This window comes from Streptomyces scopuliridis (assembly GCF_042790125.1).
GTDB lineage: Bacteria > Actinomycetota > Actinomycetes > Streptomycetales > Streptomycetaceae > Streptomyces > Streptomyces scopuliridis_A.
The window spans coordinates 119,046-145,098 of the sequence record NZ_JBHTZS010000012.1 but is presented as its reverse complement, the minus strand read 5'-3'; the positions used below and the strand labels follow the sequence as shown (position 1 = coordinate 145,098).

Genomic DNA, 26,053 nt, shown 5'->3' with positions numbered 1-26,053 from the left:
TGGGCAGAGTTGTGTGGGCGTCGCCCGCGCCAGCACGCAACCTGGGTGGGGGGATTGTGTGCCGCTGGCCACACATGAGGATACAGGGACAGGAGCGGTTGGCGTAGACCAATGCTTCATCCATGCACCTCCGTTCCGCGCGCCGTCGCGCTCTTCGCCTTCGCACCCATGGAGGGAACGCGCACTTGGCGGGGCCGAACTATGGTGTCCCACCACATACGCGCGTGACCTGCGTGTTCCTACGGTGTGGCGACACACAAACGTCCCCGCACAACGCCTGGAAGTGGTGCACATGGCATCCCCCGCAGCAGCTCCACCGGCTGAATCGAATCTCAAGCGCATCGTCGCCGCCAGCCTCATCGGCACGACCATCGAGTGGTACGACTTCTTCCTCTACGGATCCGCCGCCGCGCTGGTGTTCAACAAGCTGTTCTTTCCCGACTCCGATCCGCTCGTCGGGACGCTGCTGTCCTTTCTCACCTACGCCGTCGGCTTCGCCGCGCGACCGCTCGGCGCGTTGGTGTTCGGGCATTACGGTGACCGGCTCGGGCGCAAGAAGCTGCTGGTGCTGAGTCTGCTGATGATGGGCGGGGCGACGTTCGCCATCGGGCTGATGCCCACGCACGCCACCATCGGTACGGCGGCCCCGGTGCTGTTGACCGTGCTGCGGCTGATTCAGGGGTTCGCGCTCGGTGGTGAGTGGGGCGGGGCCGTGCTGCTGGTGTCCGAGCACGGGGACGCCGAGCGGCGGGGGTTCTGGGCCTCGTGGCCGCAGACCGGGGCGCCGGCCGGGCAGTTGCTCGCCACCGGCGTGCTGTCGGCGCTCACCGCGCTGCTCTCGGACGCGGCCTTCACCTCATGGGGATGGCGCATTCCGTTCCTGCTGTCCGGGGTGCTGGTGATCGTCGGTCTGTGGATCCGGCTCTCCGTCGATGAATCACCGGTCTTCAAGGAGGCGCTGGCCAGGTCCGAGGAGCGGAAGGCCGCCGCCGGGGCCGCCGCGGAGAAGATGCCGCTCGTCGCCGTCCTGCGGCACCACTGGCGGGATGTGCTGGTGGCGATGGGCGCGCGGATGGCCGAGAACATCAGCTACTACGTGATCACCGCCTTCATCCTGGTGTACGCGACGACCTCGGCGGGGCTGAGCAAGCAGACGGCCCTCAACGCCGTGCTGATCGCCTCCGCCGTGCACTTCGCGGTGATCCCCGCCTGGGGCGCGCTGTCGGACCGGATCGGGCGCCGGCCCGTCTATCTGATCGGTGCCGTCGGCGTCGGTGCCTGGATGTTCCCGTTCTTCGCGCTGATCGACAGCGCGAGCTTCGGCAATCTGCTCCTGGCGGTCACCGTCGGTCTGGTGCTGCACGGTGCGATGTACGCGCCGCAGGCGGCCTTCTTCTCGGAGATGTTCGCGACCCGGATGCGCTACTCGGGCGCCTCGATCGGTGCGCAGTTCTCCTCGGTCGCGGCCGGTGCTCCGGCGCCGCTCATCGCCACGGCGCTGCTCGCCGACTACGACAGCTCGACGCCGATCGCCCTGTACGTGATCGCCGCCGCGCTGCTCACCATCGTCGCCATCGCGTGTGCCCGGGAGACCCGCCACCGCGATCTCACCGATGTCGACGCGGAGCCGGCCCGGAAGGGCGTGCCCGCGCCGCGGCGGGCCGATGACGCCGGTTCCCGTATCACCGGGGCCTGATGGGCTGTTGTCGGAGGCCGTCGTACGGTGGAACTCCCCGTTCACCGTACGACGGCCTCCGACATGGCGTGCAGCCGCAGCGCCAGCTGGATCTCCAGCGCCCGCGCCGGTGACTGCCAGTCGGGGCCGAGCAGCCGGGCGACACGTTCGAGGCGCTGGGCAACGGTGTTGACGTGGACGTGCAGTTCGTCCTTCGTACGGGCCGGGCTCATCCCGGACGCGAAGTAGGCGCCCAGGGTGCGGACAAGGTCCGTGCCCCGGCGCAGGTCGTATGCGACGACCTCACCGATGGTACGGTCCACGAAACCCTCGATGTCGCGGGTGTCGGCGAGCAGCAGACCGAGGAAGCCGAGGTCCTGGGCGGCCGCGCCGTCGCCCGAGCGGCCGAGCAGCCGCAGGGCGTCGAGGCAGCGCCGGGCCTCCGCGTACGCCTCGGCGATCGCGCCCGGACGCGCGGCGGGCGCCTCGATGACCGTGGACGCGCCTATGGTGACGGGCTCACGCAGGGCGCCGCCGAGCTGTCCTGCCGTACGTCTCGCCAGCTCGGCCGCGGTGTCGCCGGGGGCGAGCGGCAGCAACAGGACCGTGCCGCCGTCGCGGGTGGCGGCCAGGCCCTGTCCGGTCGCGGCGAGATGGGACGCGGCGGACCACAGGCGGCGCCGGTCGGCGGTCTCCCGTTCGGTCGCTCCAGGGGCGCCGGCCGTGCCGGGGACGGGTCCGTCGATCCGGGCGGCCAGCACCACATGGGGGGCGTCGAGGTCCGCGCGCAGCCGCACGGCCCGCTCACGCAGCAGACGGGGGTCGCGGTCGGGGGCGTCGAGGAAATCGTCCAGCAGCTCGCCCCGTACCCGCTGCTCGGCCTCCCCGGCCGATCTGCGGGCGAGCAGGAGCAGCGAGGTGACCATCGCGGCCCGCTCCAGGGTGCGTTGGTCGACGGGGTCGAGGCCGGGGTGCCCGCGCAGGACGAGCGCGCCGAGCAGTTCGCCGCCGGCCGACACGGCGGCGCCCCAGACCTCGCCGTGGCGCTTGGCGCGGCCTTCGGTGCCGGTCAGTTCCAGCGCGGTCACGGACGGGGCATCGGGGTGAGCGAACTCGACCGTGCCGTCGAGCACTTCGGAGAGCGCGCTCGCCACGTCGTGCACACCTCCGCCGCGCAGCACCAGTTCGGTCAGCCGGTCGTGCACGTCAGAGGCGCGTTCGATGGCCCCGCTGTGCTCCTTGATGATCTCGTTGGCCTTCTCCAGCTCCGCGAGCGCCGTCCGTGTCTCCCCCAGCAGGTTCGCGGTGTCGATGGCGACGGCGGCGTGCGCGGCGAACGAGCCGAGCAGGGCGATCTGTTCACGCTCGAAGACCCGCGCGTGGCGGTCGGCGGCGAAGAGCACACCGATGACCTGGCTGCCGAGCATCAGCGGGACGCCGAGGATGGCGACGAGCCCCTCGTCCCGTACGCCGGAGTCGATGGTTCTGGTGTGCTGGAAGCGCGGGTCGTCGAAGTAGCTGTCGGTGACATAGGGGCGCGCGGTCTGGGCGACGAGCCCGCCGAGCCCTTCCCCCATGCCGAGGCGGAGTTGCTGGAAGCGGGCCGATACGGAGCCCTCGGTGACCCGCATATAGGTGTCGCCCGCGGCCGGGTCGTTGAGGCAGAGATAGGCGACCTCCGTACCGAGCAGCGACCGCGCGCGCTGGACGATCGCGCGGAGCACGGCGTCCAGATCACGCAGCCCCGCCAGGTCGTGCGCGGTCTCGAAGAGCGCCGACAGCTCGGCCTCGCGGCGCCGTCGCTCAGCCAGCTCGGCGCGCACCCGCAGGGCGAGCCGCTTGGCGTGCTCCAGCGCGGCGAGCGCCTCCGGTCCTGCGCCCTCGGCACGGGCCAGCAGCGCGGGGCGGTCGTACGCCTCCGCCGCGGCGCCGCGTGCGAGGAGCTCCAGGTAGGAAGCCTGATCGTGGGACATGTCGTGGGACATGGACACAGGATTACCCGCCCTACGGCCGTCCGCGCCAGCCCTGTGGACAACGGATGCGATGTGGACAACTCGGCCCCCCGTCCGGGCCACCCGCCGGCTCCCGCGGGCAGGCCGCCGACGACCCGCCCGCGGGAGCCACCCGGGGCCCGCCCCGGCCCCGCCCGATGCCCGCCCCAGCCCCGTCCGGGTCCCCACCTGGGGTCGGTACACGGTCAGTACGCGGCCAGTGCGGGGTCAGTGCGCGGTCCAGCCACCGTCGAGCGCGAGCGAGGTGCCCGTGATGAAGGACGCGTGGGGGGTGCAGAGATAGGCGACCGCCTCGGCCACCTCGTCCGGCTCCAGGAGCCGCTTGAGCGCGGAGTCCTGGAGCAGGACATCGGTCACGACCCGCTCCCGGGGAATGCCATGGCTCTCCGCCTGGTCGGCGATCTGTTTCTCGACCAGTGGTGTGCGCACATACGCGGGATTGACGCAGTTGGAGGTGACCCCGTGGGCGGCACCTTCCAGAGCAGCGGTCTTGGAGAGCCCTTCAAGACCGTGTTTGGCCGCCACATAGGCCGACTTGTAAGCCGAGGCGCGCAGCCCATGTACGGAGGAGATATTGATGATCCGGCCCCAGCCCTGGCCATACATGTGCGGGAGCGCGCCCCTGATCAGCCGGAAGGGCGCCTCCAGCATGACCGTCAGGACGGTGTGGAACACATCCGGGGGAAAGTCCTCGATGGGGCGGACCAGTTGCAGTCCCGCGTTGTTGACGAGGATGTCCGTGCCCCGCGCCGCGCGCTCCGCCGCGTCGAGCTCGGTCACATCGAGGACCTGCGGTTCGACCGCCCCCGGCAGCCCGTCCGCCTCCGCCGTCAGGGAGTCGAGCCCTTCGCCGTCCCGGTCCACGGCTCTGACCCGGGCCCCCGCCCTCGCGAGGCGCAGCGCACAGGCCCGGCCGATGCCGCTCGCGGCGCCGGTGACCAGCGCGGTACGGCCCGTCAGATCGAGGGGAGGAGAGGCGGGGGCAACGGCGTCGGAGGCGGTCACGGGACGGTCGGCGGTGCGGGACCCCGGCGTACGGGGGCCCGGACCCGGTACGGATACCGGTGTGGTGGGCGCGGTCATGTTCCGCACCCTAAGGAGGGGCGTCGGCACCGACCGATATGGTCAGCGCCCACACTTCACTCCGAAGTGGTGGGTTCGAACCATGTGGGTGCATCGGTGAGCGCCTGCTTGATCCGGAAGAGCGCGAACTCCTGAAGCGCCGGCAGCGCGTCCACGGGGAACCACCCCACATCCAGGGACTCGTCGTCATTGACGCGTGCCTCACCGCCGACCGCGCGGCAGCGGAAGGTGATGTCCATGTACTGGCACTCGTCACCATTGGGGTAGGTGACCGGCTTCAGCGCCTGGACGAGCACGACCCGCTCCGCCACACACCGCACGGCGGTCTCCTCGTACACCTCGCGCACCGCCGTGACCGCGGGCTGCTCCCCCGGCTCCGGGATCCCGCCGATGATCGACCAGCCTCCGGTGTCGACGCGCCGCCCGAGCAGCACACGCCCCTCGTCGTCGAAGACGATCGCGCTCACGCCCGGCAGCAGAAGGAGCTGGTGTCCGGCGGTGGCCCGGATCTCGCGGATGAAGTCGGGGGTTGCCATGCTCCGACCCTAACCGCCCGTCGTGTCGCGGCGGTTGCGTACCGAACGGAACGCCACCCAGCCGAGTCCGGCCACCGCGACCGCCACCAACAGTCCCTCGGGCAGGGTGCCCAGCCGGGTGGCGGGGGTGAGCGACGAGCGCAGCGGGACCTCGGCGACCAGCGCGTCCGGGGTGAACATCCCGGTCTGCTGGGTGATCGTCCCGTCCGGCTGGATGATCGCGCTGACCCCGCTGGTGACCGGGACGATCACGGTCCTGCTGTGCTCGACCGCCCGTACCCGCGACATCGCCAGCTGCTGGTACGTCATCTCGCTGCGGTCGAAAGTGGCGTTGTTGCTGGGTACGGAGATCAGCTGGGCGCCGTGCGTGACGGTGTCGCGTACGGCCCAGTCGAAGGCCGCCTCGTAGCAGGTCGCGAGCCCCACCTCGGTGCCCGCGAGGTCGAAGACTCCGGGCTTCGTGCCGCGGCCGAAGTCCCGGCGCACCATCTCGGCGTATCCGGGGCTGATCGTCTTCACCAGCGAACGCATCGGCAGGAACTCGCCGAAGGGCTGGATCTGCCGCTTGTCGTACGTATCGGTCGGGCCGCGCTCCGGGTCCCAGAGGATCTGGGTGTTGCGGAGCGGCCCGGTGTCCGGGGTGATGACGGCGCCGACGGAGATGGGCACCCCGATCGCCCTGGCGGCCTGGTCGATCACATCGCGGGCGTCGGCGTTGCGGTACGGGTCGATGTCGGAGGAGTTCTCCGGCCACAGCACGAAGTCGGGCCGGGGCACCTTGCCGGCCTTCACATCGGCGGCGAGCTGGAGCGTCCTGCGTACGTGGTTGTCGAGGACCGCGCGGCGCTGGGCGTTGAACTCCAGGCCGGCTCGCGGCACATTGCCCTGTACGGCGGCGACGGTCGCGGTGCCGTTCTCGGCGGAGTCGTCGACGAGCGGCAGGGCGGCGAGCGCCACGACGAGCGGGACGAACACGGTGGCCGCGGCGCCGGCCATGGCCCGGCGCGGGAGCGTTCCGGTCCCGCGGAATGCGAGGGCGTGGCGCAGCGCCTCGTACAGTCCGAAGCCGCACAGCACGACGGCGAAGCCGAGCACCGGTGTGCCGCCGAGCGCGGCGAGGGGCAGGAAGACGCTGTCGGCCTGGCCGAAGGCGATCTTGCCCCAGGGGAATCCGCCGAACGGCACCCGGGCGCGGACCGCCTCACCGAGGATCCACACGGCCGCGGCCCAGACCGGCCATACGGGCAGCCTGCTGACGAGCGCGATCCCGAGGCCGGTGAAGCCGATGAAGAGGGCCTCGACCGCGACGAGCGCGAGCCAGGGCCCCGGCCCGACCTCGGCGCCCGTCCAGAACAGCAGCGGCAGCAGGAACCCGAGGCCCGCGAGGTAGCCGAGACCGAACCCCGCGCGCGCCCGCCGCCCGTGCAGACTCCAGGCGAGCAGGGCGAAGCCGGGCAGCACCAGCCACCACAGGGTGCGGGGCGGGAAGCTCACATAGAGAAGGACGCCGGACACCACCGCGGCACCGGGCCTGGCGAGCCTGCGCAGCAGACGCTGCCCGCCACCGGCGGCGGGGGCGGGCGGAGGAGGCTCTACGGGGGTCATGGTGGCGCTCACCCGGCGGAGTCTACGGTGATCCGCTGTGCGCCGGGGAGCGCGGTGATCCATAGGGCTGATCCAGGGGGCGGCCTGTCGGCCGGCCCGCCGAGTGCCCGCGGAACCGTCCGCGTCGGATAGCCCGATCGGGTGATGCGGTCGGGAGACCGGGGGATGCGCCCGGGAGATCGGGCGGTGTGGTCGGGAGCTCGGGCGGTGTGGTCGGGAGCTCGCCGGGCGACCCTGTCGAGTCGTCCTTTATCTGCACGCAGTAACGTTCCTCCGCAATGTCTCCACACATCCCCACGATTGCGGTTACCGTGTGCGCCAGCCCTGACCACCATCTGGCCGGATCCGGCCGTCACCGGACAGGGTCCGTCACAGCTCGGGGGGTCGACGGGATGGCCGCGCCAGGGGAACACTCCGCGGTACGCGAAGCCGTACGGGGACACGTCCGCGACCCCAGGAAGGACCGGGGCCGGGGACCCGACGTGCTGGGCGCGCTGGTCCTCGGCGGCTGCGCCGTGTGGCCGCTGATCAGCGCGACACCGCACCACGGCAGGCCGGAGGGCGCCCTGCTCGCCGTGCTCGCCGTCACCGCGGGATATGTCTTCGGCCGGATCAGCGGGTCGCTGGTGCCGGTCGCCACCGCGTCCGTCGTGTCGGTCGGCGCGCTGGTGGCGGCGCTCATATCGAGCCATGAGACGTTCGGCACGGCCGTGGCCGTCTTCACACCCGCCGGCGACACCGGCGCGGTCGCCGCGCTGCTCGTCCTGGCGGCGGGCGCGGCCTGCTGCGCCGCCACGGCGGCCCGGCGGCCGGCCACCCGCACCGCGCTGCGCCTGCTGGCCCTGGCGGTCGCGGGCACCGCCTCACTGCTCGGTTCCTTCGTGGGGTTCATCGCGGCCGTCGGGGTGCTGCTCTGCTCGCTGGCGGCGGCCCGGATGCGCCGCCGGCTGCCCGCTCTCGCCGCCTTCGGGCTGGTGACGGCGCTGCTCGTCGGTACGTCCTGGGCGGTGGCGGAGCGGGCGCTGCCCGAGGGGCTCTCGGTCTCGCTGGAGGGACAGCTCACCCAGTACCGGGTGGGGCTGTGGCACGACGCGGCCGAGCTGACGAAGGAGAATCCGGTGCTGGGCGCCGGCCCGGACCGCTTCGGCGACCTCAGCCCGACCGTCTCCCAGTCGCTGGACACCGACGGCAAGCCGCAGTCGGCGCCACTCCAGCAGGCCGCGGAACAGGGCGTAGTGGGCGTACTGCTGCTCGGAGCGGTGTTCTGCTGGCTGCTGTACGGGCTGGGGCGCTCGCCCTGCTCCACTCCGGTGGTCCTGACGGCCGGCGCCACGCTGACGGCACTGGCCGCGATGGCGTGTGTGGGCAACGCGCTGAGCTTCACACCGGTGACAGCGGGCGCGAGCCTGCTCGCGGGCCTGGCGACGGCGCGGAGGGCGGCCGACCCGGCATAGGCCCCGCGAAACGGCTGGGACGCCTGCGGAACAGCCCGGACGGGGACAAAACGACCCGGGTACCCTCGAAACCCTTGGGACACCCGGAACGGAACGACGGGCTCAGATGCCCGCCGCGTTGGGCCTGGGGAGCAGCAGCAGCCGGCTCCGGATGATCCTCACCGCCGACTCGGCGTCGTCCACCGTCACCGTGAAGGTCCTGCCGTCACCCAACTTCAGGACGAGCGCCTCACCTCGGCGCACCACCACGGCGGTACCCATCTCGGGACGCCAGCGGTACCCCCAGCCGCCCCACTGGCGCGGGGTGACGCGCGGCACGAAATCCGCGTCCACGACATGCGCCAGTTCGATACGCCGACGCGGCAGGCCCATGTGGCCGCAGCGCACTTCCAGACAGTCGCCGTCGACTCTGACCGCCACATGCACGAAGGCCAGCGTGCCGTAGAGAATCAGCAGGCCCGCCGCCACGCAGCCGATGACGGACATCAGCAGGGCCGCGACACCGGACGTCCAGTTGGAGTCCACGGCCAGCTCCACCCCGAGCGCGACGCACCCGGCGCCCGCGGCGGCGAGCAGCCACTGCACACGGTTCGTGGCGCGCCCGGTCCAGGTCTCGGGCAGGGGCTCGGCGCCTTGGCCCTCCTGCCGGGAGTAGTCCTTCATGGCAAGCAGCGTACTCAGATTCCACCCAAGGGGGAGTCTGATGACCGCCGAATGGAGGGCTACGTCACAAGGGCCGTTAGGGCCTGTCCGGCGGACAGGCCCTAGTCCAGTAGTCCGGTCCTCAGCCATTCAGAGAATCCGTGAATCCGTGAATCCGTCTGTCCAGCGAAAGTGAGGCTGTCGTCAGTGCACCTGACTGACGGCGGCGAGCAGCCGCCCCTCTGCATACGCCAACGCGGGTGCCGGCAGTGCGGACTCCCGCCCGCCGAGCAGCACGGTGACGCTCCCGGTCGGCCCCGCAGGAGCGGACCGCTCGCCGATACGGCGCAGTGCCTGTGCGGCGACCGCGCCGGCCGAGCCGTGCAGGACGACGGCCGGCAGCCCACGCTGCGCGAGAGCGGTACGGATACGCTCCGCGACCAGTTCGTAATGGGTGCAGCCCAGGACGACGGCCCTGACATCACGGGGGGTCAGCGCGGCGGCCGCGGCCACCGCGCTGTCGATGGCGGTCTCGTCGGCGTGCTCCACGGCGTCCGCGAGTCCGGGGCACGGCACTTCGGTGACCTCGGCGGACGCGGCGAAGTCACGGATCAGACCGCGCTGGTAGGGGCTGCCCGTGGTGGCCGGGGTGGCCCAGATCGCGAAGGGCCCGCCGCCCGCCGCCGCCGGCTTGATCGCCGGGACCGTACCGATGACCGGCAGTCGCGGCTCCAGCTCGGCGCGGAGCGCGGGCAGGGCGTGTACGGACGCGGTGTTGCAGGCGACGATCAGCGCGTCGGGACGGTGTTGGGCCGCGGCCCGCGCGACGACCAGCGCGCGCTCGGTGACATCTCGGGGGGAGCGGGGACCCCACGGCATTCCGTCGGGGTCGGAGGAGAGGACGAGACCGGCCTCGGGGCACAGGCGGCGTACCGCACCGGCCGCCGCCAGCAGACCGATGCCGGAGTCCATGAGTGCGATCTTCACCCAGTCACCATAGTCGACAGCATGTGCGGTCCGGTCGATGTGGTGCAGACTGCGGCGAATGAGCACCGTTGCCTGGATCGCCATGGGTTCGCTGGCCGCTTGGGGCTGGCTGTTGCTGGGTCAGGGGTTCTTCTGGCGAACCGACCAACGGCTGCCCGCGCGTGAGGACGGTACGGCCGGTGAGGGTTCGCGGTACGACGACCTCGCCCGTGACCACAAGGGCCGCCCGGAGGGCGCCGACCACGACGACCCGAAGCGGTGGCCGTCCGTCGCTCTCGTCGTACCCGCGCGGGACGAGGCGGCCGTACTGCCCGAGTCACTGCCGTCCCTGCTGGCGCAGGTCTATCCGGGCCGGGCGGAGATATTCCTCATCGACGACGGCAGCGCGGACGGTACGGGCAGGCTGGCCCGCGAACTGTCCGCGCGGTACGGCGGTCTGCCGCTGACGGTGGCCGCACCCGGTGAACCGGAACCCGGCTGGACCGGGAAGCTGTGGGCGCTGCGGCACGGCATCGCGCTGGCCCGCGCCCGCGATCCCGAGTACCTGCTGCTGACGGACGCCGATATCGCGCATGAGCCCGACAGTCTGCGGGAACTGGTCGTCGCGGCCAGGACGCACGAACTGGACCTCGTCTCGCAGATGGCACGGCTCCGGGTCGCGAGCGTCTGGGAGAAGCTGGTCGTGCCGGCGTTCGTGTACTTCTTCTCGCAGCTCTATCCGTTCCGCTGGATCAACAGCCCCGGCGCGCGCACCACGGCGGCGGCCGGCGGCTGCGTACTGCTGCGCACGGAGGCCGCCGAGCGCGCGCGGGTGCCCGAGTCGATCCGTCAGGCGGTGATCGACGATGTGTCACTGGCGCGGGCGGTCAGACACAGCGGGGGGCGGATCTGGCTGGGGCTGGCGGAGCGGGTGGACAGCGTGCGCCCCTATCCGCGGCTGGCCGATCTCTGGAGGATGGTCTCGCGCAGCGCCTACGCGCAGCTCCGGCACAACCCGCTGCTGCTCATGCTCACGGTCGCGGGCCTCGCGGTGGTCTATCTGGCGCCGCCCGTCGCGGTCTGTGCCGGGATGTTCGGCGGGGACAGGACAGCGGGGTGGCTGGGGTTCGCCGCGTGGACGGTGATGGCCGGGACGTACCTCCCGATGCTGCGCTACTACCGGCTCTCGCCGTGGCTGGCGCCGCTGCTGCCGTTCACCGCGCTGCTCTATCTGCTGATGACGGTCGACTCGGCGGTGCAGCACTACCGGGGCCGGGGCGCGGCCTGGAAGGGGCGTACGTACACCCGTCCCGAGACCGCGCCGGACCCCTGACCCGGCGTCGCCGTGACCACCCCCGCCACCCATGCCACCCATGCCACTGTCGCCGTCGCCGTCGCGGAGGGTTCCAGGGGCCTTTGCCCGTAGGTCACTTCCTGCCGGGCGTCCAGTTCATGCCCCACCCATAGGCGTAATCGATGGTGCGCTGCGGGCTGACTCCGCGTTCCGGTACGAGAAAGCGCGCCTCGCGCTGGACGACGAGGTCGGAGCCGGTATTGGTGATCAGGGCCAGCGAACAGACCGTCGAGGGCACCGTGCATTCCCCGAGCGCGAAGTCGATCGGGGCGCCGTGCTGCGGCTGGAGGGTGACCGTCGCGTCGAGATCCGCGAAACTGCGCGCGCCTTCGTAGATGGTCACGAAGATGACGATGCGCCGCAGCCGGTCCTTGTGGTCGAGGTTGATGGTGAGGTTCTCACCGCTGGAGACCGCACCGGTCCTGTCGTCGCCGTCGAGATGGATGTACGGCGGCTGGTGGAGCGCGCCGAAGGCATTGCCGAGGGCCTGGACCACGCCTTTGCGTCCGTCGGACAGTTCGTAGAGAGCGCACAGGTCGAGATCGAGATCGCTGTGGTTGGCGACGGCCCGGCCGAGTTTGGCGCCCCAGCCCCTGAACTGTTTACGCATCTGCCAGTTGAGGTTCACCCGCATCGCGCCCGAGGTGCCGCCCTGCTTGGCCAGGGAGACGGACGGGGCGTCCTTCGTCAGCGTCACCTTGCTCAGCCGTACGGGCGCGGGGGCCGGGGCGGGCGGCGGAGCGACCGGCCTCGTGGGGCGTACGGGCTCGGACCGCACGGGCGCCGGGCGTACGGGCGCCGGGGCCGCCGGAGCGGTGCGCGGCGCCGGTTCGTCGTCGACCGAGATGCCGAAGTCCGTTGCCAGGCCCGCCAGTCCGCTGCCGTAGCCCTGTCCCACCGCCCGGAACTTCCAGTTCCCCTGGCGCCGGTACAGCTCACCGAGGAGGAACGCCGTCTCGACGGTCGCGTCCTGGCTCTCGTACCGCGCGATCTCGGCGCCGGACGCCGCGTCCAGCACCCGTACCCGCAGGCCGGGCACCCGGCCGAAACTGCCGCCGTCCGCCGAGGCCGCCAGCACGATCCGCTCGACGGCGGGCTCGACCCGGGCGAGATCGACCGCGAGTGTGTCCGTGACACCGTCCCCGCCGGTCTTCTTGCCCTCGTGCCGTACCGCGCCCGAGGCGTGGGCCGGCTGGTTGTAGAAGACGAAGTCCGCGTCCGAGCGGACCTTTCCCGACACGAGCAGGAGCGCCGACGCGTCGACGTCCGGCACCCCCGGTCCTGAACGCCATCCCAATTCGACCCGGACGGCCTGCGCCTGTACCGGAAGATTGGCTCCCTTAAGCATGGACATGCTCGCCCCCATCGCGAGTCGGGGTGTCCGAAGATTACGTGCGGCCAACCTAATGGCAGGAACGTCGGCCGGACCCCCTGGGACCCGCCGTAACCCCCCGCTAGCTTGCCCTTTACACGATCCGAACACCATCGGACGACCGTTTTTCCCATGTTCGCTCGCATTGGGGATCCGAAGTCACCCACAGCTCCCGAAAGAACCCCCTTATCGGACTCCCCAACCGGCACATCGTGGGCTTAACTTATGTTCTATGACCTCCCCCCGCGCCACCTACGGCGGCGGTTACTACACCGCGCCGTCGTTCCCGGACACCCCTATCTACGACTCCCTGGTCGCGGAGCGGGGCACGCCTCAGATCGCCCCGATCCGAGTGCCTTCCGCCTACGACACGGGCAACAGCTATCTGCCGGCTCTGCCCGCCGCGCTGCCCGCACTGCCGGCGGGTCCTTCCCCGTCGGCTTCCTCGTACTCCTCGTACGGGGGCGGCTACCAGCAGCAGCCGGCGCCGCAGCCCATGCCGCTCCAGCACGCGCCCGCGCCGTACATCCCGCAGCAGACGCCGCCCCGGGGCTACCCGGCCGCCCAGCAGCCCCAGCAGCAGGCGCAGCCGCAGCGCCCCATGCCCGGTACGGGCTACGAGGCGATGCGTCCGGCGGCTCCGCGTCCGGTGCCCGCCGCACAGCCCGGACAGTACGACGATCCGTACAACCGGCCCTATCAGACGCGGGGCTACTGACAGCGCGGGGACGGTGACGGCCGGGCCGTAGTGACAGTGCGGACGCGCTGACGGCAGGGGTGTAGCGACGGCACGGACGTACCGACGGGGGGTACTGATCCGGCGTGCGTCCCGGGCGGCTGGCAGGATGGCCGCATGCCGAAGCCAGTCCATCCTGTTCTGCACGCCCTGCGGGTCCATCCGGTCAAGTCGATGGCCGGCTGTACGCCGGACAGCGCGGTCGTGGAGCCCTGGGGGCTTGCCGGGGACCGCCGTTGGACGCTGATCGACGCGACGGGGAAGGCGGTCACACAGCGCCAGCAGCCGAGCCTGGCGCTCGTCCGCGCGGAGCCGCGGCCGGACGGCGGGATCCGGCTGTCCGCGCCGGGAATCGATCCGCTGGTCGTTGACGTGCCACGGGCGGACGACACCGTGGTGGCGGACATCTTCGGGACCAAGGTCGAGTCGGTGCTCGCCGGTCCTGACGCACGTTCCGCGGAAGACGCCGACGGTACGCGACACGACGTGCACCGGACACTGAGCAGGTACCTCGGGGTGGAGGTCCGGCTCGTCCATCTCGACGACCCCGCCGTCCGCCGGCCGGTCGACCCGCTCTACGCACGGCCCGGCGAAACGGTGAGTTTCGCGGACGGGTTCCCGCTGCTGGTGACCACGACCGCGTCGCTCGACGCCCTCAACTCCCTGATCGCGCAAGGGGATCATCCGGACGAGGGGCCGCTTCCCATGGAGCGGTTCCGGCCGAATCTCGTGGTGGCCGGGGCGAGTCCCTGGGAGGAGGACGACTGGCAGCGCATCGCCGTCGGTGCGGTGACCTTCCGGGTGGCCAAGCCGTGCGGCCGGTGTGTCATCACCACCACGGACCAGCGCACCGGCGAGCGCGGCAAGGAGCCGCTGCGCACCCTCGGCCACTACCGCCGGTTCGGCAGCCAGTTGATCTTCGGACAGAATCTCGTCCCCGAGTCCACCGGCACGCTCCGGGTGGGCGATCCGGTGACCGTGCTCGAATGACGCGTTGCCGGGGGCCAGTTCGCCCGCGAGTGACACCCGTGCGAAACCCTCGCGTCACAGGAACACCACCCGGCATCCGGTGTATTGCGTGCAGGGGGCATCGAGGTGAGCTTGCTCTCTCTTGCGGTCCCTCGCGCGTAAACCCTGCCCCCCGCGGCTAAAACGGACACGGGAGGGAGGTGCGGGACTGTGCGCATCATCGTGGGGCTCTGGCGCTGGCGGCACAACCCCCTGCGCCGGGGCACCGATCTCGTGGAGGCGTGGGTCGCGCTGACGGCGGTGCTGCTGTTCGCTCTCGTCACCCCCGCCATTGGCTGGATCTGCGGCAACACCCTTGACGACTCGCTGCGGAACACCGCGCGCGTCCAGCACGAGCAGCGGCATCGCACGACGGCCGTGGTCGTCGAGCGCGCGGCGGACCACCGCCACGTCGCCCACGACGCCGAGTCGCTCTCGGATCACGCCTCGGGCACCCGCGTGACCGCCACGTGGAGCGCGGCGGACGGCAGCGCGCGCACCGGCACGGTCACCGCCCCGCTGCGGAAACCGCGCGCCGGCGACACGTTCGGCATGTGGACCGATCAGCGGACCGACAAGCAGGTACGGGGCCCGATGAACGCGACCAGCGCGCGCGTTCACGCGGTTCTGGCCGGATTCGGCGCGACGGTGCTGGCCGTCGGACTCGTCGAGTGCGCCAAACGGTTGATCATATGGCGGCTCGTACAGCGGCGCTACCAGCGGCTCGACCGCGCCTGGGCCGCGGCCGGTCCCGACTGGGGACGTACCGGCGCGGGCAGCTGAAACGATGCCCCCCGGCAGCTGGGACCACGCCCTGTACGAGCCGTTCGCGTCAACTCGGCGCCGCCGCGCGCGCTACGGTGGTGCCCGCCCGGTCCGCCTTCGCGGCCGGGGTCCGGGGCCGGTACCCGGGACGGCAGAGCACGCGCACACGCACGAGGTGGGGGCACAGCAGCGCCATGGCACAGGGCACGGTCCAGGTGACGCACACCGGAACATCGCGTTGGCGGCGCCGCACAGGCGAATACGCCTCCCTCGCCGCAGCCCTGGAGGCCGCCGGTGACGGCGACGTCCTCACGATCGCCCCGGGCACCTACCGGGAGAATCTGATCGTCACGCGAGCGGTCACACTGCGCGGCCCGGAGGGGTCGCTCGGCTCCGTACGCGTCGCGCCCGCCGACGGGGTGCCGCTGACCGTGCGCGCCTCGGCCACCATCCAGGACCTCCATGTGGAGGGTCAGGACTCGGCGGCCCCCGCGCTGCTCGTCGAGGACGGCACGCCGGAGCTGTCGGATCTGCGGATCGTGACGCGTTCCGCGGCCGGTCTGGAGGTGCGCGGCGCGGCCCGTCCGACCGTCCGCCGCTGCACCGTCGACAATCCGGCCGGTGTCGGCATCGGCGTACTCGACGGCGCGGGCGGGGTGTTCGAGGACTGCGAGATCGTCGCCGCGGGACAGTCCGGGATCTCCGTGCGCGGCGGCGCGCATCCACGGCTGGAGCGCTGCCGGATCCACCACGCCTCGGGCTCGGGGCTGTCCGTCACCGGCGAGGGCAGCGGCCTGGAGGCGGTGGGCTGCGAGGTGTACGAGATCAAGGGCACCGGCGTGCAGATCGCGTCCCGCGCCGCGGCCCATCTCACCGATTCCTCCGTGCACCGCACGTCGGCGGACGGGATAACCCTGGACACCGACGCCGTACTGACCCTCTCCGACTGCGATATCCACGACATCCCGGAGAACGCCGTCGATCTGCGCTCCCGCTCGGTGCTGACGCTGACCCGCTCGACGGTGCGCCGCTTCGGCCGCAACGGGCTCTCCGTCTGGGATCCGGGCACGCGCGTCGACGCCAACCAGTGCGAGATCCACGACAGTACGGGCGACTACCCGGCCGTCTGGGTCAGCGACGGCGCGACCGTCGTGCTCGACTCCTGCCGGGTGCATGACGTGCCCGACGCCCTCTTCGTCCTCGACCGCGGCTCGCGCGCCGATGTCGTGGACACCGATATCTCGCAGGTGCGCAACACGGCGGTGTCCGTGAGCGACGGTGCCACCGCGCAGCTCGACGACTGCCGGATCAGGGAGGCGTCCACCGGCGCCTGGTTCCGTGACCACGGCAGCGGCGGCACGCTCAACTCCTGCACGATCGACGGCGTCCAGACCGGGGTCATCGTCACCAAGGGCGCCGACCCCACCATCGAGCGCTGTACGGTCACCTCGCCCGCCGAGGCCGGCTTCTATGTCTCGGCCGAGGGCCGGGGCACGTTCCACAACTGCCGGGTGACGGGCAGCGGTGGCTACGGCTTCCATGTGATGGACGGCTGCCGGACGACGCTCACCAGGTGCCGTACGGAGCGGTGCGCGCGCGGCGGGTACGACTTCGCGGAGGACGGGCCGACCGTCGAGGACTGCACCAGTGACGAGAGCGGCGTGCTGACCCCGCCGACGCCGTCCCTGGAGCCGACGGCCGTGCTGACCGCGACCCAGTCCACCGGTCTCCTCGGCGCGGTCCCGGCGCAGAACTCCCCCGCCCGGTCCTCGGGCGCCGTCCCCGAGGTGACGACGCCCGCCCGCGCCTCCGAGGCCGTCCTCGGTGAACTCGACTCGCTCGTGGGCCTCGAAAGCGTCAAGCGCGAGGTCCGTGCGCTCACGGACATGATCGAGGTCGGCCGCCGCCGCAAGGAGGCCGGCCTCAAGGCGGCGTCCGTCCGCCGCCATCTGGTCTTCACCGGCTCCCCCGGCACCGGCAAGACGACCGTGGCCCGGCTGTACGGCGAGATCCTGCACTCCCTCGGGGTGCTGGAGCGCGGCCATCTCGTCGAGGTCTCCCGGGTCGACCTGGTCGGCGAGCACATCGGCTCGACGGCGATCCGTACGCAGGAGGCGTTCGACCGGGCGCGGGGCGGTGTGCTGTTCATCGACGAGGCCTATGCCCTCTCCCCCGAGGACTCGGGCCGCGACTTCGGCAAGGAAGCCATCGACACGCTGGTGAAGCTGATGGAGGACCACCGGGAGGCGGTGGTCGTGATCGTCGCCGGGTACACCGCCGAGATGGAACGCTTCCTGACGGTCAACCCCGGGGTGGCGTCGCGGTTCTCACGGACCATCACCTTCAGCGACTACGTACCCGAGGAGCTGCTGCGGATCGTGGAGCAGCAGTCCGAGGAGCAGGAGTACCGGCTGGGCGACGGTACGGCCGAGGCGCTGCTGAAGTACTTCACGGCGCTGCCCAAAGGGCCCGCCTTCGGCAACGGCCGTACCGCGCGCCAGACGTTCGAGTCGATGGTGGAGCGGCACGCGGGCCGGGTCGCCCAGCTGCCGGAGACGAGCACGGACGACCTGACCCTGCTCTACGCGGACGATCTGCCCGAACTGCCCTGAGCCCGCTGCTCCTGGGTCTCCTTCTCGGTCCGCTGCGCGGGCACCGCGGCCGGTGGCAGCCGGTCGAGCAGTGCGGCACGTTCCTCCGCGAAGACCGGGTCGGCCTGGTAGTCGGAGTGGCCGAGGATCGGCTCGGGCAGCGGGTGGAGCACCGTACGGCTGTAGGCGAGCGGGTCCTTCAGCGGCCCGCGGTCCACCTCGGGGCGGTCGCCGTCCTCCGGGACCCTGACCGGGCCGCCGATCGGGTCGGTGGACCGCCACAGATTGCGCCAGCAGTGCACCTCCTTGCTCAGCTGTGCCAGCTGCTCGGCACCGAAGTACGCGGGGAACCAGCGGCCGTACAGCCGCTCCAGCGGTGATCCGTACGTCAGCAGCGCCACCCGGTGGCGGGTGGCGGACCGCAGCTGCCAGACGGCCGCGGCGGCCAGCACACTGCCCTGGGAGTGGCCGGAGAGGACGAGCCGGCCGCCGGTGCGACCGGTCCAGGAGACGATCCGCCAGGTGAGGTCGGGGACCGCGCGTTCGGCGTAGCAGGGCGGCGCGAAGGGGTGGGCCGCGCGCGGCCAGAACGTACCCACGTCCCAGAGGATGCCGATGGTGCGCCGGGCGGAGGCGTCCCGGTAGGCGCGGCGGCCCCAGGTGACGAAGAGCAGGAAGCCCAGGCCGACCAGCCAGGAGCCGATCGACTGCGCGGTGTCGGCCACGGACTCGACGAAGGAGTCGGTGCCCTCGGCGGCCTCTCCGGGCACCTGCCCGCTCAGCCAGGACCCGGCGACCGCGCCCGCGCCGAGCACCAGGGAGGCCCCGGAGACGACTCCGACGAGCCGGGGAGCGTAGTCGGTGAGCGCGGCCCTGGCCCGCGCGCCCGCCACCTGGCGGGTACGGAGGGGGTCCGGCGTCTCCTTCGCGTACTCCCGCTCCACCAGCGGGGCCAGTCGGCGGGCGGCCCGCACCGTACGGACGCCGAGGACGGCGACCGGGATCAGCAGCAGGACGAGCAGGACGGGGATGACCGAGGCCTGCCAGCTCAGCAGCACCGGCGGGCCCACGATCGCGCCCTCGCCCGTGCCCGGGGTGGCGTCCCCGTCGAGCCAGTCGGCGACGCGCTGGGCGACGCCGCCGGTCATCACCCCGCCCAGGGCGCAGGCGAGCATCGCGACGGCGGGTCCGCCGAGGCCGCGCATCGCGATCCGTGGATGGGGCGCGCGGCGGTGCAGGAGATGGGCCGTGACGGCGAGTACGACGATCAGGGCGATCTGTGCCAGGGCGAGCACCAGGAAGGACAGGTTGCCGGGGAGCCCGCCGGTGGAGACCCAGCCGGGCCTGGACCAGGCGGTGTACACGACGGCCAGGGCGAGCACACCGAGCGCGGTGCCGGGCAGGGCGCTGATCAGCAGCTGGTCGAGGGAGCCGTCGCGCTTGCGCTCGCTGCGGCCCCGGACGCACACCACCCGGAGCACAACGGCCGCGCACCCGGCCAGCGTTGCCTGGAGCAGCAGTCCGAGCAGCCCGAGCGGGCCGCCGTCGGCGCCGCGGTCGTGGTCGGTGGCCGCGGAGGTGAGCGCGGCGGCGATGGTGAGGAAGCCGGCGGCGGTGTGGGCGGCGCGGAGCCGGGCGACCAGTCTGCGTCCGTACCAGAAGCCGGGGCGGCCGAGGGCGGGCCGTACCGTCACCGGGTCGTCGCTCGCGGCCCGGCCCTCGTCCGCGGCCCCTTCGGTGCCGGGGGTGAGGTTGGCGCCGGGCTCGTCGGTGGGCGGGCGCTGGGCCTCGTACGCGCTCCAGGTGCGGTGGGAGAGGTACCACAGCAGCACCACCAGCGCCGTGGGCACCACGGCGGCGAGGGCCAGCCGGCGCCCCGGCTGCGACCACCAGCCGTGCTGTTCCGGCGACAGGAAGCCGAGCCAGGAGCGGTCCGCGACACACCGCGCCGATCCGGCACACTGCCAGGCCGTCAGATCGAGCGCGACCTCGCAGGCGGCGGCCGTCAGCAGCACGGTGAGCGTGAGGGCGACCAGCCGTACGAGCACGCCGTACAGTCGCTGCGACCTGCTCAGGCCCTTCGTGGCCGGCCGCATCCAGTGCGCGAGATTGACCACCATGAACGGGAGCAGCAGCAGCCACAGGGCGCGCGAGCCATTGCCCGAGGTGAGGTTGGACCAGCAGTACGCCTCGGGGACCGGCCGGCCCTGGTAGCGCTCGGGGTGGAGCTCGGCGTCCACGTCGTCCGTGCGCCGGTACACCGCGGCCGTCTCGTCTCCGGTGATCCTGACCGTGCGCGGATCGTCGAGCATCTTCTGCGGAGTGGCCCCGCCGACGCCGTGGACCAGGAGTTCGAGCGCGGCTCCGTCACTCCGCGGATCCGGATCCAGTGCTTCTGGGGACACTTCGGTGGCTCGCTCTCGGAATGACTCGGAATGGCTTCGGAATGACTCGGCACGCAGGCGGGCCGCCCCGGCCCTCACTGAATCTCCCCTCCCCCCGCGTCCGCCAACCACCGGAGCGGGTGCCGGAACAGCGTGGGAGGATGAGGCCCCTGACGATCGAACACGGCGACGCGGAAGGACCGGCCCTGCGGTGAGCGACAACCAGAATCTTCTCGCGGAGCAGCGCCGTGCCCTGATCCTGGACGAGGTGCGCAGGCGCGGCGGTGTCCGGGTCAATGAGCTGACGCGCCGGCTCAGCGTCTCCGACATGACCGTGCGCCGGGATCTGGACGCGCTGTCGCGCCAGGGTGTCATCGAGAAGGTGCACGGCGGCGCGGTGCCGGTGGTCGAGGCGAGTACGCACGAGCCGGGCTTCGAGGCGAAGTCGGCGCTGGAGCTGACCGCCAAGGAGGACATCGCGCGGGCCGCGGCGGCCATGGCGGTGCCCGGCAGCTCCATCGCGCTGTCCGGCGGTACGACCACGTTCGCGCTGGCCCACCATCTGCTGGACGTGCCGGATCTGACGGTGGTGACCAACTCGACGCGCGTCGCCGATGTGTTCCACACGGGCCAGCGGGCCGCCGGGGGCGCGGGCGGCCAGCGGCCCGGGGCGGCCATGGTGGTGCTCACCGGAGGGGTACGTACGCCGTCGGACTCGCTGGTCGGCCCGGTGGCGGACCAGGCGATCCGCTCGCTCCACTTCGATGTGCTCTTCCTCGGGGTGCACGGCATCTCGGCCGAGGCCGGTCTGTCCACCCCGAACCTCGGGGAGGCGGAGACCAACCGGCACTTCGTACGGTCCGCGCGCCGGGTGGTGGTCGTCGCCGACCACACCAAGTGGGGGACGGTGGGGCTGAGTTCCTTCGCGACCCTGGATCAGGTCGACACGCTGGTGACGGACTCGGGGCTGTCGGCCGCGGCCCGCGAGGAGATCGCCGAGTATCTGCCGGGGCTGGTGGTGGCGGGCGAGTCCGGGGCGCCGGGAGAGCCGCCGGAGGGCGAGCCCACGGACCGGTCCGAAGCACAGCACGACTAGGTCCTGTCCGGTCGATCTTCGCGGATCAGACCGCGGCAGTCTGGTGCAGGGGGTACCCCCGTGCCGTTCAGGCCACGGGGGAGCATCGCAAGGCGGAGGATCGCCCGTGTACTGGACGTACTCGGGCGACTCCGACAACGCGGCGAGGCGCGGTGCCAGGCGTCGTGGGCCCGCGAAGATCGACCGGACAGGACCTAGACGAGCAAGTCCGGACGGCCCGTTCCGGACAACTCGTCGCGGTCCGTGCGGCTTACGATCGCCGGGTGAGCGTCTTCCGTATCGACCGCACCTCCCCGCTGCCCGCCGACGAGGTCTGGCGCCTGCTCACCGACTGGCCCGCCCACGCGGACCAGGTGCCACTGACCAGGATCTCCGTCGTGACCCCGGGGCCCACCCGTACCGGAACCGTCTTCGTCGCCCGTACGGGACTCGGCCGCGCCGGGTTCGACGACCCGATGGAGGTCGTCCACTGGCAGCCGCCCTCGGCGGGCGTCCCCGGCCGCTGCCGGCTGGAGAAGCGCGGCCGGGCCATCACGGGCTGGGCCGAGATCCACGTACGGGAAGCGGCCGGCGCGACGCTGGTGCGGTGGGAGGAGGAGCTGCGGATCGGTCCCCTGCCCAGGCCCCTCCACCCGCTGACCGCACGAGCGGGGCGGGTGGTGTTCGGCCGCGTCGTCGACCGGCTGCTGCGTGGCTAGCGCTCTGACCGGGGGTCGGCCGAGGGGGCGTCAACTGGCGCTCCGGTGGCCCGAGATGATCGCCTCCACGGTGACCTTCGCCCGCTTCGCTCGTTTGGCCTGTCGAGCAGCGCCGAGCGACGACGCGTCAGCACATGCGGAAGGGCACCGTCCCCATGCCGACCCACCGACAGCCGACCGACAACGCCACAACGGGCCCGCGTCCCGGTGTCGATGACGCCGAGGCCGCCCTCGTCGAGCACTATCCGCGGCTGGTCAGGCTGGCCTATCTCACGCTCCCTCCCACGCTGGGCCGCCACCGTCGCGTCCTGACCGCGCACGCCACCGTCCAGCATGTGCTGCCCGGCGCGCGCAAGGGCGACCAGAAGGCGCGGGTGCCCGGACAGCGCACGCCGAGCGGCTCCGCGTTCGCCTGGCTACGGGGGCAGGTGCTGCGGGCCGCGCTCACCCATGAGCAGCCGGCCCCCTGGTGGCGGGTGCGGGCCGTCCGGCCGCGGACGGGCCTGCCGCTCGTCGTGGGGCTGCGGCTCTTCCCCCGGGCCGGCGGCACCGACGAACTCGCCCTGGACCAGGCCCTGTCCACGGTCAACGCGCCCGCGCGCGCCGCGCTCGCCCTGCGTGTGCTGGAGGGCATGTCCGAGCCGGCGGTCCGCGCTGTGCTGGAGGACGCGGGCGTGGCGGACCCGGCCGCCGCCGTGCGTACGGCGGAACGGCTCGCCTCGCATCGGGACGGCCGGGCCGGAAAGCTGCTCGCCACCGCGGAGTTCGACCCCTGTACGGTGCAGACCCGGCCGACCGATCTGCTGCGGCGCAGGCAGCGGTCCAGGATCGCCGGGGCGGCCGTCGCGATCGCGCTGGCCGGGACGGTGCTGGCGGTGGCCCTGCCCGAGAACGGCTCCCCGGAGCAACCCGTCGCGGGGAACCGCGCGGAGGGCTCCCTCTACGGTCCGGACGGTACGGCGGCGCTCGCCCGCGCTCTCGACCCGGCCCTGCTGGAACGCGCGCCGGAGGACGCGTGGGCCGACGCCTCCCGGATCGACTTCTCCGTCTGGCCCGCCAGGGGCGGCCGTACCGACGACACCGCGCTGCTGAAACGCGCCCTGCGCGTCTGGGGCGGCCCGGGGCCCGTCGTGCGGGTGTCGGCCACCCCGGGCACGGGTACGGTGCCGCCCACGCAGCCACCGCGGCTGCTGTACGCGGGCGATCTGGACGGGGCAGCGGTGGTCCTGTTCCACGACGGCCAGCGGATCGTCCGGTACGCGGAGCCGGTGTCGGGGCGGGTGCCGGTGTCGGGGCAGGTGCCCGTGCCGAAGCGGGGACCGCTGCCGGAGTCGGTGCGACGAGAGGGTCCGGCGCCCGGCGGGGGCGCGCCGTCCCTGGACTTCGCCCGTGCCGACCAGGCGGATCTGACAACGGCCGCCGCGCTCGCGGTCAGCCGTACCCCGGACGGGGCCCGCTATCTGCTCGCCCCGTGGATCGCCGGGTCGGCCACCCGGGATCTGCTGGCGCCCGGTGCCCCCGCCCGCGGCCTCGATGTCTCCGCCGGGGGCGTGACCGGCGTCGTACCGGCTCCGGCGCCCGGCGGTGACTGCGTGACATGGCCGGTGATGGTGCTGCGCTCCTCGGCGAGGATCGTGGAGCGGCACGCGTTCCTCGTCACGGACCTCGGCGACCCCTCCCCCGCGCATCTCACCTATGTCCCGCCGCCGGGCGGCGACACGCCCGCGCGCGGGCCCCGGGAGGCGACCGGCGAACCGGCGCTGCTCAGCTGGGCGCGTACCGCGTGCTCGCTGCGGACGCTGCGCGGCTCCGGCGTACGGGCCGTCAGCAACTGGGTGTTCGCCGAGCAGTCGCTCCCCGATGCGGGCGGGCGGGCCGCCTGGGTCTGCACGCGGGCCGACACCTGGCGCGGCCCCGGCCGGATCCTGGTGCAGTTCCAGCGGCCCGCGTCCGTGCCGACCGCGCCGGGCACGGTGGTGGCCGAGGCCGAGAACACCGCGTCCTGCGGCAGGTTCGGGCGGCACATCCTGGCGGGGACGCACTGGGAGTCGCCCTCCGGGAAGTGGTTCCTGCTCGCGGCGGGCAGCCGCGACGTCACCCGGATCGAGGCCGTCGGCAGCGTACGGGCGAACGCGTCGGCGACGACACTCGCGGTACGGGCGCCCCGGGAGGGTTCCGTACGGCTGTCGGCGCGGCTCACCGGCGGGGGCAGCCTCCAGGCGGTCGGCTGAGAGCCACGAGGCCGGGTCCGTGTCCGTGTCCCGGGACGGGATCTGTCAGTCCGGCCAGACGCCGGTCTCCAGGAAGCGGTCGAGCGTCTCCGTGTACGGCGCGATGTCCAGGCCCTGTCCGGCCAGCCAGGTGTCCGAGTAGTACTTGTCGAGATAGCGGTCGCCCGGATCGCAGAGCAGGGTGACCACGCTGCCCTTGCGTCCTTCCGCGACCATCTCCGCGACGATCTTCAGTGAACTCCACAGCCCGGTGCCGGTGGAGCCGCCCGCCTTGCGTCCGATGGCCCGCTCCAGGGCGCGCACGGCGGCGACGCTCGCCGCGTCGGGCACCTTCATCATCCGGTCGATGGCGCCGGGCACGAAGCTCGGTTCCATCCGTGGCCGGCCGATGCCCTCGATCCGGGAGCCGCGCTCGCTGCACGCCTCCGCGTCATTCCGGGTCCAGCCGTCGAAGAAGCAGGAGTTCTCCGGGTCGGGGACGCAGATGCGGGTGTCGTACTGCATGTAGTGGACGTAGCGCCCGATGGTCGCGGACGTGCCGCCGGTGCCGGCCGTGGCGACGATCCACGCGGGCACCGGATAGCGCTCCAGCCGAAGCTGCTGGTAGATCGATTCCGCGATGTTGTTGTTGCCACGCCAGTCGGTGGCGCGCTCCGCGTAGGTGAACTGGTCCATGTAGTGGCCGCCGGTCCTGGCCGCCAGCTCGGCCGACTCCTCGTAGAGCTTCCGGGAGTCGTCGACGAAGTGGCAGCGCCCGCCGTGGAATTCGATGAGCCGGCACTTCTCGGCGCTGGTGGTGCGCGGCATCACGGCGATGAACGGCACCCCGATCAGCTTCGCGAAGTACGCCTCGGACACGGCCGTCGAGCCGCTGGATGCCTCGATCACCGGGGCGCCGGGCCTGATCCATCCATTGCACAGCCCGTAGAGGAAGAGCGAGCGGGCGAGCCGGTGCTTGAGGCTGCCGGTCGGATGGGTCGACTCGTCCTTCAGATACAGATCGATCCCCCACCGCTCGGGCAGCGGGAAGAGCAACAGGTGCGTATCGGCGGAGCGGTTGGCGTCGGCCTGGACCTTCCGTACGGCTTCTTTGAGCCATGCCCGGTAGGCGGGATCGCTGCGGTCCACGTCGACGGTCGCCGTCGCCCGGCTGTCCGTGGACGTCGCCGTCCCGTCGGTGCCGGATCCGTCTCGTCGACTCATACGCGCCGTTCCCCGTCCGTCGAAGTCCACCGAAGCCCGCCGGACCGACCCCCGTCGTCCGTCGAACCGGCCCCCGTCCCTCCAAGGTACCGCCATCACCTGCGCAAACATTGACTTTGGGTAGCCATAGCGATCACTTCTGGCCCCCGCCGGAAACGCGCTCTGGTGCCTGCCCTCATACTTGTGCACACTGCTTGAGGGGTCCTTGAGGGGACTTGAGGGGTCTGGGTACGGGGAATGGGCACGGAGGGGGCTGAAGAGCCATGGCTGAGCCGGAGTTCAGCGCGCGCGGGGTACGGATCGAGCGATGGCCCCGCTCACTCACCAGGGCCGGCCAGGTCCTGGTCCAGGACGGCAGGCTGGCCCTGCTGACCAGCTACGGCCGGGTGATCGACAGCGCGCCCCTGCGGGCCGTACGTACGGCCAAGCCGTGGTTCGCGGGCAGCGGCAGCGCGGTCGCCACCGTGAACGGGATCCGCTACCGGCTGACCATGGGCCAGCGCGGCCGCAGGCCCGACGCGACAGCGCTCGCCGGGCGCTTCATGGACACCGTCAGCAGGGCGAGCCACACCAAACCCTGAGCGCTCGCGGAACTGTCCCGATCCGCCCGAAATCTGTCCGGAATTCGTCCGGTATATACCC

General features: G+C 72.2%; 20 protein-coding genes. 11 read left to right on the top strand and 9 right to left on the bottom strand.

Annotated features, from left to right (window positions below):
- Positions 1-292: 292 nt before the first annotated feature.
- Positions 293-1,696 (top strand): MFS transporter, encoded by a 1,404-nt coding sequence (locus tag ACFRKB_RS20380; protein ID WP_383107507.1) that lies wholly within the window; start codon positions 293-295, stop codon positions 1,694-1,696.
- Positions 1,697-1,737: 41 nt separating this feature from the next.
- Here ACFRKB_RS20380 and ACFRKB_RS20375 read toward each other — a convergent pair whose 3' ends face one another.
- The 4 genes from ACFRKB_RS20375 to lnt form a co-directional block, all read right to left on the bottom strand.
- Positions 1,738-3,660 (bottom strand): helix-turn-helix domain-containing protein, encoded by a 1,923-nt coding sequence (locus ACFRKB_RS20375; RefSeq protein ID WP_383107505.1) that lies wholly within the window; start codon positions 3,658-3,660, stop codon positions 1,738-1,740.
- A gap of 234 nt (positions 3,661-3,894) precedes the next feature.
- Positions 3,895-4,770 (bottom strand): 3-hydroxybutyrate dehydrogenase, encoded by an 876-nt coding sequence (locus ACFRKB_RS20370; protein ID WP_383107504.1) that lies wholly within the window; start codon positions 4,768-4,770, stop codon positions 3,895-3,897.
- 56 nt (positions 4,771-4,826) lie between these two features.
- Complete coding sequence (locus ACFRKB_RS20365; RefSeq protein ID WP_365974887.1) at positions 4,827-5,306, bottom strand: NUDIX hydrolase; 480 nt, start codon at positions 5,304-5,306, stop codon at positions 4,827-4,829.
- 9 nt (positions 5,307-5,315) lie between these two features.
- Complete coding sequence (gene lnt / locus ACFRKB_RS20360) at positions 5,316-6,923, bottom strand: apolipoprotein N-acyltransferase (RefSeq protein WP_383107502.1); 1,608 nt, start codon at positions 6,921-6,923, stop codon at positions 5,316-5,318.
- A 380-nt stretch (positions 6,924-7,303) separates the two neighbouring features.
- On the opposite strand from lnt, the gene ACFRKB_RS20355 reads away from it, so the two are divergent.
- Positions 7,304-8,365: an O-antigen ligase family protein gene (locus ACFRKB_RS20355; protein ID WP_383107501.1), complete on the top strand. Its 1,062-nt coding sequence runs from the start codon at positions 7,304-7,306 to the stop codon at positions 8,363-8,365.
- Between the two features lie 102 nt (positions 8,366-8,467).
- Here the strand turns inward: ACFRKB_RS20355 and ACFRKB_RS20350 are convergent, their stop codons facing one another.
- A complete protein-coding gene (locus tag ACFRKB_RS20350; protein WP_383107499.1) occupies positions 8,468-9,028 on the bottom strand; it encodes a hypothetical protein in 561 nt (186 codons plus the stop codon).
- A 183-nt stretch (positions 9,029-9,211) separates the two neighbouring features.
- Positions 9,212-9,994 carry a glutamate racemase gene (locus ACFRKB_RS20345; RefSeq protein WP_383107497.1) on the bottom strand — a complete coding sequence of 261 codons (783 nt, stop codon included), beginning with the start codon at positions 9,992-9,994 and terminating at the stop codon, positions 9,212-9,214.
- Positions 9,995-10,052: 58 nt separating this feature from the next.
- Between ACFRKB_RS20345 and ACFRKB_RS20340 the strand changes: the two genes are divergently transcribed.
- Positions 10,053-11,306, top strand: coding sequence for a glycosyltransferase (locus ACFRKB_RS20340; protein ID WP_383107495.1), 1,254 nt, complete (start codon positions 10,053-10,055; stop codon positions 11,304-11,306).
- A gap of 94 nt (positions 11,307-11,400) precedes the next feature.
- Here the strand turns inward: ACFRKB_RS20340 and ACFRKB_RS20335 are convergent, their stop codons facing one another.
- Complete coding sequence (locus tag ACFRKB_RS20335; RefSeq protein ID WP_383107494.1) at positions 11,401-12,681, bottom strand: TerD family protein; 1,281 nt, start codon at positions 12,679-12,681, stop codon at positions 11,401-11,403.
- 250 nt (positions 12,682-12,931) lie between these two features.
- Between ACFRKB_RS20335 and ACFRKB_RS20330 the strand changes: the two genes are divergently transcribed.
- The 4 genes from ACFRKB_RS20330 (at position 12,932) to ACFRKB_RS20315 (ending at position 17,820) form a co-directional block, all read left to right on the top strand.
- Positions 12,932-13,417, top strand: coding sequence for a DUF6643 family protein (locus ACFRKB_RS20330; protein ID WP_383107492.1), 486 nt, complete (start codon positions 12,932-12,934; stop codon positions 13,415-13,417).
- Positions 13,418-13,552: 135 nt separating this feature from the next.
- Positions 13,553-14,425 (top strand): MOSC domain-containing protein, encoded by an 873-nt coding sequence (locus ACFRKB_RS20325; protein ID WP_383107490.1) that lies wholly within the window; start codon positions 13,553-13,555, stop codon positions 14,423-14,425.
- Positions 14,426-14,614: 189 nt separating this feature from the next.
- Positions 14,615-15,226, top strand: a complete 612-nt coding sequence (locus tag ACFRKB_RS20320; RefSeq protein ID WP_383107489.1) for an Rv1733c family protein — start codon at positions 14,615-14,617, stop codon at positions 15,224-15,226.
- Positions 15,227-15,402: 176 nt separating this feature from the next.
- Positions 15,403-17,820 (top strand): right-handed parallel beta-helix repeat-containing protein, encoded by a 2,418-nt coding sequence (locus ACFRKB_RS20315; RefSeq protein ID WP_383107487.1) that lies wholly within the window; start codon positions 15,403-15,405, stop codon positions 17,818-17,820.
- Here ACFRKB_RS20315 and ACFRKB_RS20310 read toward each other — a convergent pair.
- Entirely contained in the window at positions 17,790-20,204 is a 2,415-nt protein-coding gene (locus ACFRKB_RS20310) for a hypothetical protein (RefSeq protein WP_383107485.1), read from the bottom strand. The genes ACFRKB_RS20315 and ACFRKB_RS20310 overlap by 31 nt on opposite strands.
- Before the next feature lie 190 nt (positions 20,205-20,394).
- Between ACFRKB_RS20310 and ACFRKB_RS20305 the strand changes: the two genes are divergently transcribed.
- From ACFRKB_RS20305 to ACFRKB_RS20295, 3 genes are all read left to right on the top strand, one after another.
- The gene (locus ACFRKB_RS20305) at positions 20,395-21,279 is read left to right on the top strand and encodes a DeoR/GlpR family DNA-binding transcription regulator (RefSeq protein ID WP_383107484.1); all 885 of its coding nucleotides are present in this window, start codon (positions 20,395-20,397) and stop codon (positions 21,277-21,279) included.
- Between the two features lie 263 nt (positions 21,280-21,542).
- Positions 21,543-21,977 (top strand): SRPBCC family protein, encoded by a 435-nt coding sequence (locus ACFRKB_RS20300; RefSeq protein ID WP_383107482.1) that lies wholly within the window; start codon positions 21,543-21,545, stop codon positions 21,975-21,977.
- Positions 21,978-22,132: 155 nt separating this feature from the next.
- Positions 22,133-24,208 (top strand): hypothetical protein, encoded by a 2,076-nt coding sequence (locus ACFRKB_RS20295; protein ID WP_383107481.1) that lies wholly within the window; start codon positions 22,133-22,135, stop codon positions 24,206-24,208.
- 45 nt (positions 24,209-24,253) lie between these two features.
- Here ACFRKB_RS20295 and cds1 read toward each other — a convergent pair whose 3' ends face one another.
- The gene (gene cds1, locus ACFRKB_RS20290; protein WP_383107479.1) at positions 24,254-25,411 is read right to left on the bottom strand and encodes an L-cysteine desulfhydrase Cds1; all 1,158 of its coding nucleotides are present in this window, start codon (positions 25,409-25,411) and stop codon (positions 24,254-24,256) included.
- Positions 25,412-25,674: 263 nt separating this feature from the next.
- Between cds1 and ACFRKB_RS20285 the strand changes: the two genes are divergently transcribed.
- Positions 25,675-25,992 carry a hypothetical protein gene (locus ACFRKB_RS20285; protein WP_383107478.1) on the top strand — a complete coding sequence of 106 codons (318 nt, stop codon included), beginning with the start codon at positions 25,675-25,677 and terminating at the stop codon, positions 25,990-25,992.
- Positions 25,993-26,053: the final 61 nt, after the last annotated feature.